Source organism: Bacteroides sp. AF29-11 (assembly GCF_003602895.1).
GTDB classification, from domain to species: domain Bacteria; phylum Bacteroidota; class Bacteroidia; order Bacteroidales; family Bacteroidaceae; genus Bacteroides; species Bacteroides uniformis.
Map to the genome: position 1 here is coordinate 123748 of NZ_QTLY01000003.1, position 19147 is coordinate 142894.

20 protein-coding genes are annotated in these 19147 nt (G+C 46.6%); 7 read left to right on the forward strand and 13 right to left on the reverse strand.

Annotated elements, in window-relative coordinates:
- Nucleotides 1–4 precede the first annotated feature (4 nt).
- The 3 genes from DWZ03_RS06015 to DWZ03_RS06025 form a co-directional block, all read right to left on the reverse strand.
- Nucleotides 5–529: a hypothetical protein gene (locus DWZ03_RS06015; protein ID WP_005832693.1), complete on the reverse strand. Its 525-nt coding sequence runs from the start codon at nucleotides 527–529 to the stop codon at nucleotides 5–7.
- Nucleotides 510–1025: an RNA polymerase sigma factor gene (locus DWZ03_RS06020; RefSeq protein WP_022401984.1), complete on the reverse strand. Its 516-nt coding sequence runs from the start codon at nucleotides 1023–1025 to the stop codon at nucleotides 510–512. The genes DWZ03_RS06015 and DWZ03_RS06020 overlap by 20 nt, the downstream gene beginning before the upstream one ends.
- A gap of 129 nt (nucleotides 1026–1154) precedes the next feature.
- Nucleotides 1155–1499 carry a helix-turn-helix domain-containing protein gene (locus DWZ03_RS06025; RefSeq protein WP_005831772.1) on the reverse strand — a complete coding sequence of 115 codons (345 nt, stop codon included), beginning with the start codon at nucleotides 1497–1499 and terminating at the stop codon, nucleotides 1155–1157.
- Nucleotides 1500–1659: 160 nt separating this feature from the next.
- On the opposite strand from DWZ03_RS06025, the gene DWZ03_RS06030 reads away from it, so the two are divergent.
- Nucleotides 1660–2253, forward strand: coding sequence for a hypothetical protein (locus tag DWZ03_RS06030; RefSeq protein ID WP_009038128.1), 594 nt, complete (start codon nucleotides 1660–1662; stop codon nucleotides 2251–2253).
- A 301-nt stretch (nucleotides 2254–2554) separates the two neighbouring features.
- Here DWZ03_RS06030 and DWZ03_RS06040 read toward each other — a convergent pair whose 3' ends face one another.
- The 3 genes from DWZ03_RS06040 to DWZ03_RS06050 all read right to left on the reverse strand — a co-directional run bounded on the left by DWZ03_RS06040 (nucleotide 2555) and on the right by DWZ03_RS06050 (nucleotide 5189).
- The gene (locus DWZ03_RS06040) at nucleotides 2555–3577 is read right to left on the reverse strand and encodes a YeiH family protein (RefSeq protein ID WP_061411725.1); all 1023 of its coding nucleotides are present in this window, start codon (nucleotides 3575–3577) and stop codon (nucleotides 2555–2557) included.
- Between the two features lie 113 nt (nucleotides 3578–3690).
- On the reverse strand, nucleotides 3691–4578 hold the full coding sequence (locus DWZ03_RS06045; protein WP_061411723.1) for a LysR family transcriptional regulator: 888 nt from the start codon (nucleotides 4576–4578) through the stop codon (nucleotides 3691–3693).
- A gap of 14 nt (nucleotides 4579–4592) precedes the next feature.
- Nucleotides 4593–5189: a DUF6621 family protein gene (locus tag DWZ03_RS06050; protein WP_025836268.1), complete on the reverse strand. Its 597-nt coding sequence runs from the start codon at nucleotides 5187–5189 to the stop codon at nucleotides 4593–4595.
- Nucleotides 5190–5732: 543 nt separating this feature from the next.
- Between DWZ03_RS06050 and clpB the strand changes: the two genes are divergently transcribed.
- Nucleotides 5733–8327, forward strand: coding sequence for an ATP-dependent chaperone ClpB (gene clpB / locus DWZ03_RS06055; protein WP_057281688.1), 2595 nt, complete (start codon nucleotides 5733–5735; stop codon nucleotides 8325–8327).
- A gap of 85 nt (nucleotides 8328–8412) precedes the next feature.
- Here the strand turns inward: clpB and DWZ03_RS06060 are convergent, their stop codons facing one another.
- From DWZ03_RS06060 to nusB, 5 genes are all read right to left on the reverse strand, one after another.
- Nucleotides 8413–8844 carry a DUF5606 domain-containing protein gene (locus DWZ03_RS06060; protein ID WP_005832700.1) on the reverse strand — a complete coding sequence of 144 codons (432 nt, stop codon included), beginning with the start codon at nucleotides 8842–8844 and terminating at the stop codon, nucleotides 8413–8415.
- Nucleotides 8845–8953: 109 nt separating this feature from the next.
- Entirely contained in the window at nucleotides 8954–9562 is a 609-nt protein-coding gene (gene coaE / locus DWZ03_RS06065) for a dephospho-CoA kinase (protein WP_044469102.1), read from the reverse strand.
- On the reverse strand, nucleotides 9552–10568 hold the full coding sequence (locus DWZ03_RS06070) for a YbbR-like domain-containing protein (RefSeq protein WP_005831792.1): 1017 nt from the start codon (nucleotides 10566–10568) through the stop codon (nucleotides 9552–9554). Before DWZ03_RS06070 ends, coaE begins: the two co-directional genes overlap by 11 nt.
- A gap of 15 nt (nucleotides 10569–10583) precedes the next feature.
- Nucleotides 10584–10919: a preprotein translocase subunit YajC gene (gene yajC / locus DWZ03_RS06075; protein ID WP_005831794.1), complete on the reverse strand. Its 336-nt coding sequence runs from the start codon at nucleotides 10917–10919 to the stop codon at nucleotides 10584–10586.
- 38 nt (nucleotides 10920–10957) lie between these two features.
- Complete coding sequence (gene nusB / locus DWZ03_RS06080) at nucleotides 10958–11884, reverse strand: transcription antitermination factor NusB (protein WP_005831796.1); 927 nt, start codon at nucleotides 11882–11884, stop codon at nucleotides 10958–10960.
- 219 nt (nucleotides 11885–12103) lie between these two features.
- Between nusB and DWZ03_RS06085 the strand changes: the two genes are divergently transcribed.
- The 5 genes from DWZ03_RS06085 to DWZ03_RS06105 all read left to right on the forward strand — a co-directional run bounded on the left by DWZ03_RS06085 (nucleotide 12104) and on the right by DWZ03_RS06105 (nucleotide 15483).
- Entirely contained in the window at nucleotides 12104–12511 is a 408-nt protein-coding gene (locus tag DWZ03_RS06085; RefSeq protein WP_005831798.1) for a PUR family DNA/RNA-binding protein, read from the forward strand.
- A gap of 138 nt (nucleotides 12512–12649) precedes the next feature.
- Nucleotides 12650–13240: a 50S ribosomal protein L25/general stress protein Ctc gene (locus DWZ03_RS06090; RefSeq protein ID WP_005831799.1), complete on the forward strand. Its 591-nt coding sequence runs from the start codon at nucleotides 12650–12652 to the stop codon at nucleotides 13238–13240.
- 261 nt (nucleotides 13241–13501) lie between these two features.
- The gene (gene pth, locus DWZ03_RS06095) at nucleotides 13502–14065 is read left to right on the forward strand and encodes an aminoacyl-tRNA hydrolase (RefSeq protein WP_022401979.1); all 564 of its coding nucleotides are present in this window, start codon (nucleotides 13502–13504) and stop codon (nucleotides 14063–14065) included.
- Nucleotides 14062–14481, forward strand: a complete 420-nt coding sequence (locus DWZ03_RS06100; RefSeq protein WP_005831803.1) for an RNA-binding S4 domain-containing protein — start codon at nucleotides 14062–14064, stop codon at nucleotides 14479–14481. The genes pth and DWZ03_RS06100 overlap by 4 nt, the downstream gene beginning before the upstream one ends.
- A gap of 15 nt (nucleotides 14482–14496) precedes the next feature.
- Complete coding sequence (locus DWZ03_RS06105) at nucleotides 14497–15483, forward strand: Gfo/Idh/MocA family protein (protein WP_120129261.1); 987 nt, start codon at nucleotides 14497–14499, stop codon at nucleotides 15481–15483.
- Between the two features lie 58 nt (nucleotides 15484–15541).
- Here the strand turns inward: DWZ03_RS06105 and DWZ03_RS06110 are convergent, their stop codons facing one another.
- A complete protein-coding gene (locus DWZ03_RS06110) occupies nucleotides 15542–17815 on the reverse strand; it encodes a cation:proton antiporter (RefSeq protein WP_120129263.1) in 2274 nt (757 codons plus the stop codon).
- Between the two features lie 176 nt (nucleotides 17816–17991).
- Nucleotides 17992–19140 carry a bifunctional histidinol-phosphatase/imidazoleglycerol-phosphate dehydratase HisB gene (gene hisB / locus DWZ03_RS06115; RefSeq protein ID WP_057281685.1) on the reverse strand — a complete coding sequence of 383 codons (1149 nt, stop codon included), beginning with the start codon at nucleotides 19138–19140 and terminating at the stop codon, nucleotides 17992–17994.
- Nucleotides 19141–19147: the final 7 nt, after the last annotated feature.

Below are 19147 nucleotides of genomic sequence, written 5' to 3' on the forward strand. Positions count from 1 at the left end.
CAGATTATTGTTGAATTTCTTTTCTTACTTCCTGGTTCACCTTCGTTACGTCTATCCGCGTTTCCTCTATCTGTTCAATTCCCTTGTTCAGATTCGCAGACACCTCGATTAAAGTGGCCTGCAATGCCTTATAAGCAGCTTCCGGATCAGAGAAAGTGTCCTGAGGTGTAGGAGGACGCATATCCTCTCCCATGTTCGTAATGCCATAACCTACACCTACAAGAACCAGAATGGTGGCAGCAATACCTCCTATCCAGCGCCAATTACGTTTGGCCTTGTTCCGGTGGAAAAAACGTTGTTCCTCTTCAGCCTTTTCATCAATCATCCGGCTCAGTTTATCCTCCAATCCGGCGGGAACATTATCCACCACTTCCCCGGGAAAAAAGCTGAGAAAGAGTTTCTTGTCCTTCTGCAAGTGCTCGGGCACTTCTTCGGTTCTGAAAGCTTCCTTCAACAACTCTTCTTCCTGCTCGTTGGTATTCCCTTCATAAAATTCGGCGAGCAGCCTTTCAATTTCCTCGACTTTCATAGTTACTCCATTTATTAAATTCCTCACGTATCTTTTTTCTTGCCCGGGACAACAGTACACGGACATTGGTAGCATTCAATCCCGTGACCTGCTCTATCTCTTCATAAGAACATCCCTTGACATCACGCAACGTTACTATTTTCTGCTGTTGCACCGGCAGATGGGCAATGATGTGCCTTACCTGCTGCGCTTCATCCCTCACTTCAAAGTTATCTGCTTGAGACATATTATGCACTTCGGCCAACTCCACACTCTGTCTGCTCAAAGTATACTTTCCCGAACGAAGCAAATCAAAGCACATATTTTTCACCAGAGTAACGCTGAATGCTTCCGGATTACTGATAATGGCCAGTCCTTCCCGCTTGTCCCACAACTTCAGATAAGCTTCCTGCACCAAATCTTCAGCATCGGCAGCATTCTCCAATAGTCTATAAGCTATGCAGTACAACTTGCGATGATATGGCAGAAACTCTTTTTTAAAACTTTCAGCGTCCATGGGCTATTTATCAATAGTAGATTCCTGTTTATACCCTTCAGACGTAGGAGGAAAGGATTTTGTTACACGGCCAGGAAGAAAAAATGGAAAAAAAATGAAAACACCAATAGCACCAGCCCAAGAGTGCGTTTATTTCAAGACATCAGCAATCCGCTTTTTAAGATTCAATTTTGCAATGTCTTCAGGCTTCAGCTCAAGCTCCACCAACACCTTCGCTGTGGAGAGTCTGTATTCCTGCTCTAACGTATCATAATTTATCTGTTCCTTATGAATGGAATACAACAAAGCAAAATCGTAGTTCAAGGCACGTGAGACATTATACAACGTATCCGTATCAATACTTTTTCTCGTAAGCATATAGTCTACACTTTGAGGCTTAACTTTCAGTCTTCGTGCAAGTTCCGCCTTGGTAACCTGCTGTTCAAGCATCACGTTCTTGATTATCTCTCCGATGTATATATTACTTTTTTCCATTTATATGAAGGTACAAATTAATCATTCATATTATAAGGAACACCAATACCAATTTGTCTGTATGTATCGTTCTTTTTATTCATAATTCGTTTGTTTTATCAAATATTTTATGATACTTTTGCAACATATTCATATAAACAAACAAATAATATCTGCTATCATGAATTTACTGACATGTATTCTCATAGCCATCCCTATCGGCATTATTTTTATTATGCTATGGATATACAATGACTACCGGAAATATAAGAAGAAAAATAAGCTGGCCATTTTGCTGTTTCTCCTATTTCCAACCACTTTATCTGCACAATACGTTGATGCGGGATGCCAAGTATCCTTTAAATGGCTGGAGAACCAAAAAGGGAAATTAGAGTATACAAAAGATGGGGTTACTTATAAGTTTATTCCAAACGACTCCCAATGGGAAATTATAATTCGCAACAACTCTTCAGAAGATATCCGAATAAACTGGGAAAATATGCAATTCATTGTGGACGGAAGAACCTCAGAAGTCAAATACCCCATACTGGCAGAAGCGGAAACTCCCTTTGCAATTATAAAAAGTCAAGCAGAAACAAGCCAAAAGATTGGCGTGACAACTTATACGGCAAATAAAGCAAACTCTCGAATATACAACAAGAAAGAGATTAGGAAAGGGAGGAATTCCTCCATTACCATTATTCTTCCCATATCTATCGGTAAGCACCCTCAATTCTTCACCTCTTTCGACTTTATCATCAAAAAAGTGAACTAACTATGACTTCTCAAGATATAAAAAAACAGCTGAAAGAACCACATTTCTGGAACATTGTATTAACTGGTCAGCACGCCGAACCGAGGACAAAAGCAATGCTGGAAGCAAAAGGTATCATAACTTGGCTTCCACTTGCTCCGGTCCGGCGTCAATGGGGAAGGATATTAAAAGAAATACACACCCCGGTTATCCCGAGATGTGTATTCGTCTATATATCCAATGAGGAAAGAAATACGTTGCAAAAATCCTACCGACTTCTTCAACCGGAAGTTATACTTCAAGAACTGCCAGACCGATGCAATCAGAACAAGTAGATATATGCCAACGTGCTCACACTAATCACTATCCACAACAAGGTGCCTTGTATCAAGGGCTTGATGCCTACTGCCTTCAGTACATCACGTGACAGAGAGGCACCGATAAAGAACAGAGTGATAGTCAGTGTCTTGCGGGCCAAAGAATTGATTCCCTCCCCAATCATGGCACCCGTTTCGGTAGTCCCCAGCACATAAGTATTGAAAATCATAGCCAGCACAAAGAAGAAGATGAACCAGGGAATACTGATTTTCTGTCCCTTACTCTTAAAGATGAACGAAGTTACCAGAGCCAAAGGAATAATCCATAAGGCACGTGTCAGCTTTATAGTCGTTGCCACCTTCAGGGCCTCCTCGCCATATGCGGCACCTGCCCCCACTACCGAACTCGTATCATGTATGGCAATGGCCGCCCATGTGCCGAACTCATGCTGGCTCATGTTCAAAGCGTGGCCTATCACCGGGAAAACAAACAATGCAATGGCATTCAATATAAAGATGGTGCCCAATGCCACAGACATCTCGCTATCCTTTGCCTTCAACACCGGCCCCACAGCCGCAATGGCACTGCCTCCGCAGATAGCCGTACCGGAACTGATAAGATAGGAAGTGTCACGGTCCACTTTCAGGAACTTACGCCCTATGAGACAGCCTATGAGCAATGTCCCCACTACAGAAATAATCGTGAACTCCATTCCCTCCTTGCCCGAAGCCAGGGAAGCCTGCAGATTCATTCCAAATCCTAACCCTACAACAGAGTATTGCAATAGATACTTTGAAGTCTTCTTATTGAACTTCGGATGTGCCTGCCCACACAGCAATGCAAAGGCCAACCCCAAGAACAACGCCAACGGTGGAGTGACCCACGCCGAATAGGCATGCATACCGGGCACATAATCCAGCAGTAGAAAGAAGGAGAGGACAACCAGAAGAGATACATAAATAAATTTATTATTACTTTGAAGAAAAGGCATATTAATGCTTTTAGCCAAAACTCGATTTGAAGCCATACTGTTTATTTTACTATTATTACTAATGTTTATTCCTTAATTTTCCGGGTGCAAAGGTAGTTCTATTTTAGTACACCCGCCAATCGTTTCTACTTATAGACTATAACTTATTGTTATCGGGACATAAACATATAGTTCATAAAGGCTTGTGACAATCCTACTTCCTGCCCTTGCAACTGGACAAAGCAGAAGTCGCGAAGCATGGGCATATCCTTTATCTCGACCACGCGGAAAGTGCCTGCAGCCAGTTCCTTGCAGATGGAACGGATAGACACGATTCCCATGCAATCGGAGTTTTCAAGAAAGAGCTTGATGCTTTCGGTACTACCCAGGTACATCAGTACATGGAGTGAGGCAAGCTTGACGCCGTGCTTCTGGAGCGAGCGTTCTATCACGTCCAGCGTACCCGAACCGCGCTCACGGAGCACTAAAGGAATAGCGGGCAAATCCTGGGGAGTAATCTCTTCGGGCAACTGCAAACGGCTTTTGGAATGGACTACCGCTACCAGTTCATCCTCAAGAAAAGTAGTGTACTTCAGATTAGGAAGGCGGAAAACCCCTTCCACCAATCCCAAGTCAATGCGGTGTTCCTGCAAAGCGGCTTCTATTTCCCGGGAGTTTCCATTGAGCAAGGACAAGCTGACCTGCGGAAACTTGCCGATAAAACTGCCCAGCAACGGAGGAAGCACATACTGCGCAATGGTAGTGCTGGCTCCCAACTTGAGTTCGCCAATATATTCGTTATGCAACAAGTGCATTTCATATTCCAGCCGTTTATAGTCCTCCAATATCCGTTCGCAATGCTCCAAAAGCAGCCGGCCTGACTCGGTCAAACTGATTTTACTTCCCTGCCGGTCGAAAAGCCTCGTCTGATAAGTGGCCTCCAGCTCCTGGATATGCTTGGTTATAGCCGGCTGACTTACAAACAACTCTTGCGAAGCCTTTGTAAAACTCAAGTTCTTGGCAACAGACTGAAACACTTTTAAACGGAAATCACTCATATACTTCTTATATCTTATAACTCGTCAGACTTGATGCCGAAAGCATGCGCCAAAGAATAAAACACCGGCTCCAGGCGGCAATACACCGGGCTCAGAGGTTCCTCCGTAATGAAGTACACAGCTTTGCCCCGTTCTTCTTCATTCTTGTCTTTGAAGAAACCCGCCAGCTTCTCCTCCACTCCATTACCATATACCTGATGGAAAGGCAACAACATCAAACACTTCACATCTGCAGAATCAAGCGCCAGGTTCATCAGGTCAAGAAACAGCTCTTCGGTAGAGACTAAACCGGAAGAGGTGACGGAAGAAAATGCAAATTCGCCCAGCGGCGTACGGCATGCCTGGTGATTCAGTTTATTCACATCGGATGGTTCACAACACTTCAGCACGTCCGCTGCCGGAGTATGCACCAGCAACACTTCCACCTCATTTTCTTGTTCTCTCAAGCCGGCGTCCAATGCCAGATAGCTCAACCATGCCGGCAGGTCAACATCGGGTAGCTTCCGCCCCAACTTACCTTCCAAAAAGTTCTTTGCACCATATACCACTTCATTCAGAAATGCAACATCTATCAATATCACATTTGCCGGAAACTTTATCTTATCCTCCATTATCTTCTATTTTAATACGTAATTATACATAATGCTCCTCTGCAAGCGGAGCTCCGAAAACCTACCACACAGAAAGCACAAAACTTTGAAGCAGTAAAAGTACGACAAATTTATCAATAACTTGTATCATCCCAAGCAATTAATCTATATCTCCGAAGCGGAAAGAGAATATCCTTCCCCCGCAACACGGAAACCTTGGAGCTGGAACACGAAGACTTAGCTACTAAAACATATAGGCCCTCACTACATAAGATGTGCATCTCGTACTACATGAGATGTACACCTCGTACTACATGAGATGCACATCTCATGCATGACATCCTTATTTGCCCTTCTCTTTAACCAATAGAGTTTAATACGAAAAGGAACTTTGCTCCAACTTCTTATCTAAAGAAGTAGAAAGAAACAAAACGACTGATTTACAGACAATTTGTCATTTTACATATTTTATATGCAGACAATTTGTCCGAAATGTGCCAATGGCAAATCTTTTGCGCCTTCCCAAGTGTTATGAAACTGATAAAATAGAAAGGAGAACAAAATATGAACTTTAACAACTTTACCATTAAAGCGCAAGAAGCAGTGCAGGAGGCTGTGAACCTGGTACAAAGCCGTGGACAGCAGGCCATCGAGCCCGTGCATGTACTTCAAAGCGTGATGAAAGTAGGTGAAAATGTCACCAACTTCATCTTCCAGAAGCTGGGCATGAACGGTCAGCAGATAGCACTTGTACTGGACAAGCAAATTGATTCTCTGCCCAAGGTATCCGGCGGAGAGCCATACCTGAGCCGTGAAACGAACGAAGTGTTCCAGAAGGCCACCCAATATTCCAAGGAAATGGGTGATGAATTCGTCTCCCTGGAACCGGTACTGCTGGCTTTGCTGAATGTGAAAAGCACTGCATCCACCATTCTGAAAGATGCCGGGATGACGGAACGCGAACTGCGGGAAGCCATCAACGAACTGCGAAAAGGAGAAAAAGTAACTTCACAATCCAGCGAAGACACTTACCAGTCATTGGAAAAGTATGCCATCAATCTGAACGAAGCAGCCCGCAGCGGCAAACTGGATCCCGTCATCGGCCGTGACGAAGAGATACGGCGTGTCCTGCAGATTCTGAGCCGACGTACCAAGAACAACCCGATTCTTATCGGTGAACCGGGTACCGGTAAAACAGCTATCGTAGAGGGACTTGCCCACCGTATCTTGCGTGGAGACGTCCCCGAGAACTTGAAGAACAAACAAGTCTACTCCCTGGATATGGGTGCACTGGTGGCCGGCGCCAAGTACAAAGGCGAATTTGAAGAACGTCTGAAGGCCGTTATCAACGAAGTTAAGAAGTCGGAAGGAGACATTATCCTCTTCATTGATGAAATCCATACCCTGGTGGGTGCCGGCAAGGGGGAAGGCGCCATGGATGCCGCCAACATCCTGAAACCCGCCCTGGCACGCGGTGAACTGAGGAGCATCGGGGCCACTACCCTCGATGAATATCAGAAGTATTTCGAAAAGGACAAAGCGTTGGAACGCCGCTTCCAGATTGTCATGGTGAACGAACCGGATACACTGAGCACCATTTCCATTCTGCGTGGTCTGAAGGAACGTTATGAGAACCATCACCACGTACGGATTAAAGACGATGCCATCATCGCCGCCGTAGAGTTGAGCAACCGTTACATCACCGACCGTTTCTTGCCGGACAAGGCTATCGACCTGATGGACGAAGCCGCCGCCAAGCTGCGTATGGAGGTCGATTCCGTACCGGAAGAGCTGGACGAGATTTCGCGTAAGATAAAGCAGCTGGAGATTGAACGTGAAGCCATCAAGCGCGAAAACGACAAGCCCAAACTGGAACAAATCGGCAAAGAACTTGCCGAGCTGAAAGAGCAGGAAAACTCGTACAAGGCGAAATGGCAAAGTGAAAAGACCCTTGTCAACAAAATCCAGCAGAATAAGGTGGAAATAGAGAACCTGAAGTTCGAGGCCGACAAGGCTGAACGGGAAGGCGACTATGGCCGGGTGGCCGAAATACGCTACGGCAAACTGCAAGCGCTGAACCAGGAGATTGAAGAAACGCAGCAAAAACTGCACGAGATGCAGGGCGACAAGGCCATGATTAAAGAGGAAGTGGACGCTGAAGACATCGCCGACGTAGTATCCCGCTGGACCGGCATACCGGTAAGCAAGATGCTGCAAAGCGAAAAGGACAAACTGTTGCATCTGGAGGCGGAACTGCACCAGCGGGTTATCGGGCAAGACGAAGCCATCGAGGCCGTATCCGATGCCGTACGACGCAGCCGTGCCGGACTGCAAGACCCGAAACGTCCTATCGGCTCATTCCTTTTCCTGGGAACCACCGGTGTAGGTAAGACGGAATTGGCAAAGGCGCTGGCGGAGTTCCTCTTTGACGACGAGACGATGATGACCCGTATCGACATGAGCGAGTATCAGGAGAAACACAGCGTTTCCCGTCTGGTAGGAGCGCCTCCGGGATATGTGGGCTACGATGAAGGTGGACAACTGACAGAAGCCGTAAGGCGGAAACCGTATTCTGTCGTCCTATTCGACGAAATCGAGAAAGCGCATCCGGACGTATTCAACATCTTGCTGCAAGTGCTGGATGACGGACGTCTGACGGACAACAAAGGGCGTACGGTCAACTTCAAGAATACGATTATCATCATGACCTCCAACATGGGCAGTGGCTATATCCAAAGCCAGATGGAGAAACTAAACAGTAGCAATAAGGAGCAAATCGTAGAGGAAACCAAGAAGGAAGTGATGAATATGCTGAAAAAGACCATCCGTCCGGAATTCCTGAACCGTATCGACGAGACCATCATGTTCCTGCCGCTGACAGAGCCCGAAATCAAGCAAATTGTGGTGCTCCAAATCAAGAGTGTGCAGAAGATGCTTTCCGGTAACGGCGTGGAACTTGTTCTGACAAATGCTGCCATAGACTTCCTTGCCAATGCAGGTTATGACCCTGAATTCGGCGCCCGTCCGGTGAAACGTGCCATACAGCACTATTTGCTGAACGACTTGTCGAAGAAGCTGCTGTCCCAAGAAGTAGACCGCAGCAAGCCTATTACAGTGGATGCCAGTACCACTGACGACGGACTGGTTTTCAGAAATTAAAAGCAATCCGTATCCCCCAATAAAAGAGGCGATTCCCGACTATTGAGAATCGCCTCTTTTATTTTGTATTTCAATCCTTCTCCGATTACTCGGCCTTGCTTTCCTCCTTCGTTTCTGCCGCAGGAGTTTCTTCAAAATCCGTCATACCGCTTGCCACCAGCAAATTATACCAAACAATCAATTTCTTGATGTCGGACGGATATACGCGGTCGCGATCGAAGGTAGGCAATACCTCTGCCAGGTAAGCACGCAAGTCGTCAGCAGTAGCTTTCTTCAAATCCAGCACTACGGCAGCACCATTTTCCTTTTTCTTCATGGAAAGAAACACTTCCTTCAAAGGAACATCTTCCGTATCTGTATACATGGCGATATCGCCCAAAGAAATAATCTTCTCATTACCATAGGCAGGGAAACGCTTCTTGTCTGCAAGCGACTCTACAATCAACATATTTTTTCCCTGAGAAACAAGCTTATACAATCCCGGTTTACCGGAAATGGACAAAATAGTCTTCAACATAATATATTCTGTTTTGATGATTAGTAGTTATTTTTTTCGGGGGGCAAAGATAATGTAAGCCGAAGACAATACAAAATAAGCTTGCTTATTTTTATTGTTAAGGAGATGCCTATTTGCGTAACAGATAGTGCATTTTTTCAGATAGCGAACCGATTAGCTCTAAAACTTGCGGAATCAATGGGGTTTCGCCATCATTTACAATGACAAAATCTGCATATTTACGCTTTTCTTCGTCATTCATCTGGCTACGGATACGCTTTTCTATCAATTCGCGCGAGGAAGCATCCCGCCGGACGGCACGTAAAATGCGCACCTCTTCGGGCGCATAGACCATAACAATAGCATCCACTTCACCCGCAAACCCCGCTTCGACCAGAATGGCCGATTCTATACCGACAATGGGAAAAGCGGTGCGGCATTGTGTCCACCGCCTGAAATCCTCCTTTACACGAGGATGCACAATACAGTTGATTTCTTTGGCATGCTCCGGACTACCGAAAAGATAAGACGCCAACAAAGGCTTGTTCAGCGTGCCACCGGCATACACTTCCGCACCAAGCAAAGCTGACAATTCCTCGCGGATCAATGAATCGGATGCCATCAGCCTTTTCGTTTCCAAGTCCGAGATATAGACGGGAACACCCAGCACTTCCAACAGCCGGGATACCATACTCTTTCCGCTACCGATACCACCGGTTATACCTATCTTAATCGCCATAATCAGGAGAAACTTGCTCTATCAGAAAATCCACTTGTGCCGGATTGAAGCGTACCTGGCTCACCCCTTTCGGCAGATTCTTAATCTTTACCGTATACTTGTCGGAACCCAGACGGAGCAGTTCCTCATAGGACACGTAAATATGAAAATCATCAGCGTTAATCTGCCTGAAATGACTCAGACCAACCTGAAACGTGACCTGCACCTTGGAAGGGAAAGCGCGCAGCACCTTGTCGGCAGGAAAGTTAACGCCACGCAACGGCACCTCCACTGTCTTTTCCGTATAAATATCCACCGGAAGCATCATCTCAATGGAAGAAGGCACAAACTTCACACCTTTCTGGATACGCAGGGGGACTTGCTGCCTCAAGGTATCCGATATATCTTCCAGCTTCACCGGTTGCGTATAGGCAACAGCAATCGTATCCAGCACGCCTTGCGGCGCATACACCAATACGGAATCGGGACTGAATATCGTATCCGAAAGATAATACTCACGTCCGGCACTCAGCGTGCCGCGCAGCTTCACCGGCACCAGTTTGGAGGCTCCCGTCGAATAGATGTACTCCAATGTATCCGGCTTCATGGAAAGCAGGCGGGTAGAGGCATTCAGCTGGTTCAGCACTTTCTTTTCAAACTGCGAGGGATATATCCTTACTTGATTATCCACGCCCTTATAATCGGCATAATCGAGAATAACGGGATAAAAGCTCTTTCCCAACATATAGTTGAGCAGTACCGTTCCCTTATCCTTTACCTTGATACGGAGTTCTGAAGCAGGTTCAGAGGTAATCACCACATTATTGGGCACTCCCTTCAGCCGCACCGGTATAGAAAAGTCCGCCTCATAGTCGTTGTTCAAGGTCTGCAAGAGCCAGAAGCCACCGGCTACAAAGAAAAAAAACAAAAAAATGAAGAACTCCCTGCTTTTATCGCTAAGCAGAAAGTCCTTCACTTCTCTTGATATCTTCAGATATGTACGTTGTATGTTCCTACGTTCAAACATAGGCTCACATTTCTATTATTTAGATGCCTGACTGCTGTTCGCATCAGCAGCTGCAGCAAAAATAGAATTCTTGTCTATACGAATCTTAACGTTAGAAGCGATTTCAAGCACCACATCATTGTCGTTGATTTCCTTGATAACACCATGGATACCACCAGCTGTGATTACTTTCTGATTCACTTGAAGCGATTTACGGAAGTTTGCTATTTCCTTTTGCTTCTTGTTTTGAGGACGAATCATAAAGAAATACATAATAACGAACATGGCTATCAGCATAATCCACATCATGCTACCACCACCGGCAGGGCCTGCAGCGGGAGCCTGCAGGAAGAATACAGTCATTAAGTTCATAAATACTCAGTTTTGGTTTCTATTATTAAACAAAGGTATTAGTTTTTCGTTAACTTACCTTCTTTTTTTAATTGATTAACTATTCCATCCAATGTACCGTTCACGAAGCTGCCACTTTTGGCCGTGCTGTAAACTTTGGCAATATCGACATATTCGTTCAACGAAACACTCACCGGAATGTTCGGGAAACTTAATATTTCGGCCAAGGCACACTGCATGATAACAACGTCCATAAAGGCTACACGGTCCAAGTCCCAATTACGCGTATTCTCGCTGATGAGGTGACGGTAATAGTCACAGTTCAAGATGGCACGGCGGAACAAACGGCGTGCAAATTCCTGGTCTTCCTCATCCTTGAACTCTGGTAGAAGTTCCTGATTGGCACCATTCTTCTCTTCAAAGCGCTTGATGGTTTTCAGTACGAAAGTATCCACAATCTCCTTGTCGTCATTCCAGTAGAGGCTCTGGTCTTCGAGCACATTGTCCAAGGCTTCGTTGTTGAAGACAAAAGTCTTATACAGCTTTCTCCACAATTCACGGTCGTATTCGTAAGAATTGTCCGAAGAAGCCATATATTCCTTATATATATCTGATTCCACAATTTTCTCATACAATCCCTTGACAAAGTCTTCATCATTGGCCCACGTGCGCTTTTGGTTGGCAATGAATTCCGTCAATTGTTTGTTCACTTCCAACTGGGCTATGAACTTGTTTTCCACAAATTTCATGTTGGGATACAGCTCCTCGGCAGTGGGAGCCAGCTTAGCTTTTGCCGCATCAATACGTTTTTGTGCGTAGTTCGTCAAAGCTATCATCAGCATCAGCAGGTAGTTGTAGAGGTCGTATGCCTTTGAAAGGCTAAAGAACAATTCTTTCTCCGCTGAGTCTAAATTTTTACTGCCATTCTGATAATAAGCATATACAATCTGTATAATCTTAAGACGAATAAGAACTCTGTTGATCATAATTCTAAAGTAAATACTAGTGTTTTAACAAGGCGCAAAAGTAGGCATTTTTAATGAGTTTACATAAATAAATCACATTTTTTAATGCAGATATTGATTATCCGGTCTTTTTCTTTTGACAGTTTAAAAAAAATCGTCAATTTTGAGCCCGATAAAGAGCTAAAAGCTACGAGATACAAGTTTTAAGGTGATAATATCAAAATTGAGACCTATTATAATATGGAAGACTTTAAGAAGAAAAACGCAGCGGACATGAACGACAAGGAGATTGTATTCTCCCAATCCATCAAAGCAGGTAAGCGCATCTACTATTTAGACGTCAAGAAAAACAGAAAAGACGAAATGTTTCTCGCCATCACGGAAAGCAAGAAGATTGTGATGGGCGAAGGAGACGACTCGCAGGTAAGTTTCGAAAAGCACAAAATCTTTCTATACAAAGAGGATTTTGAAAAGTTCATGAACGGACTTCAGCAAGCCATCGGCTTCATCCAGGAACAGCAAGGCTGCTATACAAGACATACCACTGACGAAGAGGCTGAAAGTCCCGAAACGGGAAAAGAAGAACTGCCGAAAGAGGAAAAAGCGTCTTCATTGGAAGGAGAAATCAAGATAGACATTGAATTTTAAGTTATAACCTTTTGATAATTCAAAAAGAAGCTGTACTTTTGCACCGCTTTTTTGCAACATCGTGTGGCAAGCCACATCGTGTGATGGTGAATTAAGCAAAAAATTTACTTAATTTAGAGTAACACAAAAATTTTTAAAATGAAATCAATTGAAGTAAAAGGAACTGCAAGAACTATTGCAGAACGTTCTTCGGAACAAGCAAGAGCTTTGAAAGCTATTCGTAAAAACAACGGTGTACCTTGCGTACTTTATGGTGCAGGTGAAAATGTTCACTTCACTGTACCTGCAGAGGGTCTGCGTAACTTGGTTTACACTCCGCACATCTACGTAGTTGACTTGGTGATTGATGGCAAGAAAGTAAACGCTATCATGAAAGATATCCAATTCCACCCCGTAAAGGATACTATCCTGCACGTTGACTTCTATCAAATTGACGAGGCTAAGCCTATCGTTATGGAAGTTCCGGTACAGATGGAAGGTTTGGCAGAAGGTGTTAAGGCCGGTGGTAAGCTGGTACTCCAGATGCGTAAGCTGAAAGTAAGAGCTTTGTATAACGTAATTCCTGAAAGACTGATTATCAACGTTGCCCACTTGGGACTTGGTAAGACTGTTAAAGTTGGCGAATTGCAATACGAAGGATTGGAATTGCTGAATGCCAAAGAAGCTGTTGTATGCGCCGTTAAGCTGACTCGTGCTGCAAGAGGTGCCGCTGCTGCTGCAGGCAACTAATCGATTCTTTCCAAGAAAGACTAAATATTCGGGAACGCGGATTAACGCAGCCAACGCAGATTTCATACTGATTTCCGCGGAAAGTTGCGATAATCCGCGTTCTTTTTACGGCTCACGAGAGTGTATAATTCACCACAGATTACACAGATTAACACAGAATGAATTTAATGTACCGATAATCAAAGATGTCTATCTGTGCAAATCTGTGTAATCTGTGGTGAATACTAGTTTTAACACCCTCATAAACAGGAAGCACAGACTATGAAATATTTAATTGTAGGATTGGGCAATATCGGCCCCGAATATCACGAAACCCGCCATAACATCGGATTCATGGCAGTAGATGCTCTGGCAAAAGCAGCGGGTGCCACTTTTACCGACGGACGTTATGGCTTCACCACAACGCTGTCAGTCAAGGGACGCCAACTGTTACTGCTGAAGCCTTCCACCTTTATGAATCTCAGCGGCAACGCCGTGCGCTACTGGATGCAAAAAGAAAACATTCCATTGGAGAATGTGTTGGTAGTGGTAGATGACCTGGCACTGCCTTTCGGCACACTGCGCCTGAAAGGTAAAGGAAGCGATGCGGGACATAACGGCCTTAAGCATATTGCAGCAACATTGGGCACTCAGAATTATGCACGCCTGCGTTTCGGCATCGGCAATGATTTTCCCCGTGGTGGACAGATTGACTATGTGCTGGGACATTTTACCGATGAAGATTGGAAAACAATGGGCGAGAGATTGGAAACAGCCGGAGAAATCATCAAAAGTTTCTGTCTGGCGGGAATAGATATCACCATGAATCAATATAACAAGAAATGAACGAAGCCAGAATTGACAAATGGATGTGGGCCGTACGCATCTTCAAGACACGTACCATAGCCGCCGAAGCCTGCAAAAAAGGACGCATCAGCATCAATGGCGCACTGGCAAAGGCTGCCCGTACGGTGAAACCGGGAGACGTCATCCAGGTGCGCAAGCCCCCCGTCACCTATTCCTTCAAAGTTCTGCAGCCCATCGAAAAGCGTGTCGGCGCAAAGTTAGTGGCCGAAATGATGGAGAATGTAACGACTCCGGAACAGTATGAACTGCTGGAGATGAGCCGTGTCAGCGGTTTCGTCAACCGTGCCAAAGGTACCGGACGGCCAACGAAAAAAGACCGCCGGAGTCTGGAAGAATTTACAGAACCGGAATTTCTGGATGATTTCGACTTTGAATTCGATTTTGAGGAAGAGTAAAATAAGGGAAAGATTATGAGCGAGAGAATAATTAAATGGGGATTCATCGGTTGCGGAGAAGTGACCAAATACAAAAGCGGACCGGCATTTCAGAAAATAGAGAACTCCGAAGTAGTGGCCGTCATGAGCCGAAATGGCGACAAGGCTAAGACCTACGCCAAGGAAAGAGGGATTCCCAAATGGTACGACGATGCCCAGGAACTGATTGACGACGAAGAGGTGAACGCCGTGTACATTGCCACTCCTCCTTCTTCACATGCTACATACGCCATCATGTCCATGAAGGCAGGCAAACCGGTCTACATAGAGAAGCCGATGGCCGTTACCTACGAAGAGTGCTGCCGCATCAACCGGATTTCCAAGGAAACGGGTGTTCCATGTTTTGTTGCGTACTACCGCCGCTATCTGCCCTACTTCCTGAAGGTAAAGTCACTGGTAGAGGAGGGATATATTGGCAACATCATCAACATTCAAATCCGCTTCGCCCAGCCTCCCCGCGACCTCGACCATAACAAGGAAAACCTGCCGTGGCGCGTGCAGCCGGACATTGCCGGCGGAGGATACTTCTATGACCTTGCGCCCCACCAGATAGACTTGCTGCAGGAAATCTTCGGATGCATCCTCGAAGCCAGCGGCTACAAGAGCAACCGTGACGGACTATATCCTGCCGAGGACACTCTAAGCGCATGTTTCCAGTTTGACAGCGGACTGGTGGGCAGCGGCTCCTGGTGCTTTGTTGCCCACGAATCCGCCCGCGAAGACCGTATAGAAATCATTGGAGACAAAGGCATGATTTGTTTCTCCGTATTCACCTATGACCCCATTGCGCTGCATACGGAAAGAGGACGTGAAGAAATCATCGTCGAAAACCCCACCTACGTCCAGCAACCGCTTATACAGGCAGTGGTAGACCACCTGCTGGGCAAGTCCGTCTGCAGCTGTGACGGCGAAAGCGCCACTCTCACAAACTGGGTGATGGACAAAATACTGAACAAGCTCTGATTAACGACTATGAAGGTGTGCCTAAAAACTATCAAGAAGTAAGATGCCTTTTGTTTTGTCACACCTCCATGTCGAAACCTTCGCCTTTCTGACTGACTAATTCGTACACATCGGCACTCTCGCCTACAACCCATACCACATCGCCTTCTACAAAAGGTTCATGCGGGTCGGGAGCATGCAGGGTCTCCCCTCCCCGCTCCACACCGGCAATCAGGCAGTGATACTTCTCGCGTATCCCTGCTTCCTTCAGGGTCTTGTTCAGGAAAGGAGACTGCCCGTCCACACAGAACTGGCGTAGAATCATCTCGCTCTTCTCTATCACATCCGTATTCATGGCAGACACCTTATCCATCTCCTTGCCGAAGATGTTCAGTTCCTCGTCCGTGGCAATCACTTGTATCTTGTCCTGTGGAAAAAGGCGGACAGACGCTCCGGGAATATTAATCCGTTTCTTGCCCCGAAGGATGGAGACCACATGGATGCCGTATTTCTTTCCGAAATTCAGCTCCGCCAATGTCCTGCCCACCCATGCCGACTCGCCGGGGATTTCAAAATCCGTCAGGTGCAGGTCGCGCGACAGCAGACGCCCCGCATACTCCGGTTTCTTCTCTCCCATATACTCGGCACGCATGTCGCGGTACCGCAGATTCTGGAAGAATGTCCTCTCTATCATGATGGACTGCTTCTTCAACTGGCGAGAGAGTATCATCAAAGTCACCAGCAGCACCGCCACTCCAAACACCAGACCGACGGACATCTTGAACAAACCGGCTATTACGAACATGACGAACGAAACGCCCAGCAGCAGACGCAGTACAATGGTGGCCACCAACGGTGCCCGGTTTCCACGGTTATCCTTCCATAAAGTCACGAACTCTTCCGAGTGGTTCTTTTTAATCATGATGGCACGCAGGAACGGAGCTATACACAGAATGATGATAAAGGCAGCCAACAGAGAGCCCCATACCCCGGGCAGACTGTCGTGCACGAAAGGCACCAGAAAACGGAACGCCAAAGCTATCACCGCCACGCAAATGATGGAATACACCACCGTAATCCTGACCAGCGCAAATATCAGTTTCTTCCACAGACTCTCGTGGTTCATGGTCTGCGAACCTGAAGCATAGCGGGTCAAGAACTTTCTCCATTTTTCCGGCAAATGCGTATCCACAAGATTGGAAGCCGGTTCTGCCAAACGAATCATATAAGGAGTGAGGAAAGTGGTGATGACAGACACCGCCACCACAATAGGATACAAGAAATGGCTGGTGACATGCAGTGACACGCCCAGCGAAGCTATAATAAAGGCAAACTCACCGATTTGCGTCAGACTGAAACCGCATTGCATAGCCGTCTTCAGCGGTTGCCCTGCCAGCAGCACACCCAGCGTCCCGAAGAGGGATTGCCCGAGGATGACCGCCAGAGTAATCACGACTATGGGTCCCGCATACTCCACAATCATGGCCGGGTCTACCATCATGCCGACCGATACGAAGAAGATAGCGCCGAACAAGTCCTTGACCGGCTTCACCAGGCGCTCTATGCTCTCCGCCTCTACCGTCTCGGCAAGAATGGAGCCCATGATAAATGCACCGAAAGCAGCCGAGAACCCCGTATGTGCAGCCATCACCACCATGCCGAAACAGAGTCCGAGAGAGACTATCAGCAAGGTTTCCTCGCTCATCAGCTTCCGGCACCGCTTCAACAATCCGGGGATGAGGTAAATACCCACCACGAACCAAAGTATCAAGAAGAACAGCAGTTTGGCAATGCTCCCCAGCATCTCCGTACCCTCGAAGTTATGGCTGACTGCCATCGTGGAGAGCATCACCATCAATACGATGGCAAGAATATCCTCCAGGATAAGCACACTGAGCACCAGCCCCGTGAACTGTTTCTTGCGCATCCCCAAATCATCAAACGCCTTATAGATAATGGTAGTGGACGACATGGCAATCATACCGCCCAGGAAGATACAGTCCATCCGTTGCCAGCCGAACCCGGTACCTACCGCCACTCCCAACAATATCATACAAAAGATGATGGTACACGCAGCAATAATCGCCGCGCCTCCCACCTTCACAATCTTCTTGAAGCTGAATTCCAATCCCAGTGCAAACAGCAGGAAGATAACGCCTATATCCGCCCAGGTCTGTATATTAGCCGTGTCCATCACCGACGGTGTATAGGCCATGTGAGGGCTGGCAAGGAATCCTGCAACTACATATCCTAACACCAGCGGTTGCTTCAATTTCTTAAAAAGCAGGGTCATAATCCCCGCACAAATCAATATCAGAGCTAAATCAGCTATCAAAGGGGCTAAATGTGACATAACACTACTTATCTATTAATCAGAGATATACAACTGCAAAACTCTGCAATACATCTGCAGTAGCTCTGCAATACATCTGCAGTGGCTCTGCAAAAGCCTTGCAGCGTCACTGCAACTGCTTTGCAGCAACACTGCAAAAGGTATGCAGTAACTTTGCAGCAGTTGTCTGTACGATTCTACAACACTCCTTTCGAGCTTGGCAGTTCAAAGTGATAAATATCCCTTTTCACCGCCATCTTCAGCGCACGTGCCAGCGCCTTGAAGATGCCTTCTATCTTATGATGTTCGTTCTGCCCTTCGGCTTTTACATTAAGATTCATCCGGGCGGCATCACTCAAGGACTTGAAGAAGTGCAGGAACATTTCCGTAGGCATGTCGCCTATCTTCTCGCGCTTGAACCCGGCATCCCATACCAACCACGGGCGACCGCCGAAGTCGAGGCACACCTGGCAGAGACAATCGTCCATAGGAAGGGCATAGCCGTAGCGTTCGATGCCGCGCTTGCTTCCTAAGGCCTGATAAAGGCAGTCGCCCAGAGCAAGAGCGGTATCCTCGATGGTGTGGTGCTCGTCCACTTCGAGGTCGCCTTTCACACGGATGGTGAGGTCCATGCCGCCGTGCTTGCCTATCTGCTCCAGCATGTGGTCGAAGAAGCCCAGTCCGGTCGCGATGTCACAATGCCCGTCACCATCCAGATTCAAGGATACGTATATATCTGTCTCCTTGGTAGTGCGACGTACTTCCGCCGTACGCTCACCGGCAAAGAGGAATTCGGCAACCTTATCCCAATCCCTGGTGGCGAGGGCGCAGTAATCTTCAAGTCCGTCACAAGCGGCACCGCCACCTTCGGAAACGGGTTTCAATGACGCCGTGTCATCTTGCAGAAGAATGGCGCGGCAGCCCAGATTCTTTGCCAGTTCCACATCCGTAGGCCGGTCGCCAATGACGAAACTGTGGGACAAATCGTAGTCCGGGTTATCGAGGTATTTGGCAAGCATTCCGGTACGCGGCTTGCGAGTCGGTGCATTGTCGTCGGGCATGCTGCGGTCTATGCAGATGTCGTCGAAGGTGATGCCTTCGCCTTCCAATGTCTTCATCATCAGGTTGTGTGCCGGCCAAAAGGTCTCTTCCGGAAAGGAAGTTGTGCCGAGCCCATCCTGATTGGTCACCATTACAAAATCAAAATCCAGCTTGCTGCGGATGAAGCCAAGATTGCGCATCACTTTCGGATAGAACTCCAGCTTCTCCAGGGAGTCCAGCTGATAATCAATGGGCGGCTCAATGACTAAAGTCCCGTCACGGTCTATAAAAAGTAGTTTCTTCATTTTAAAG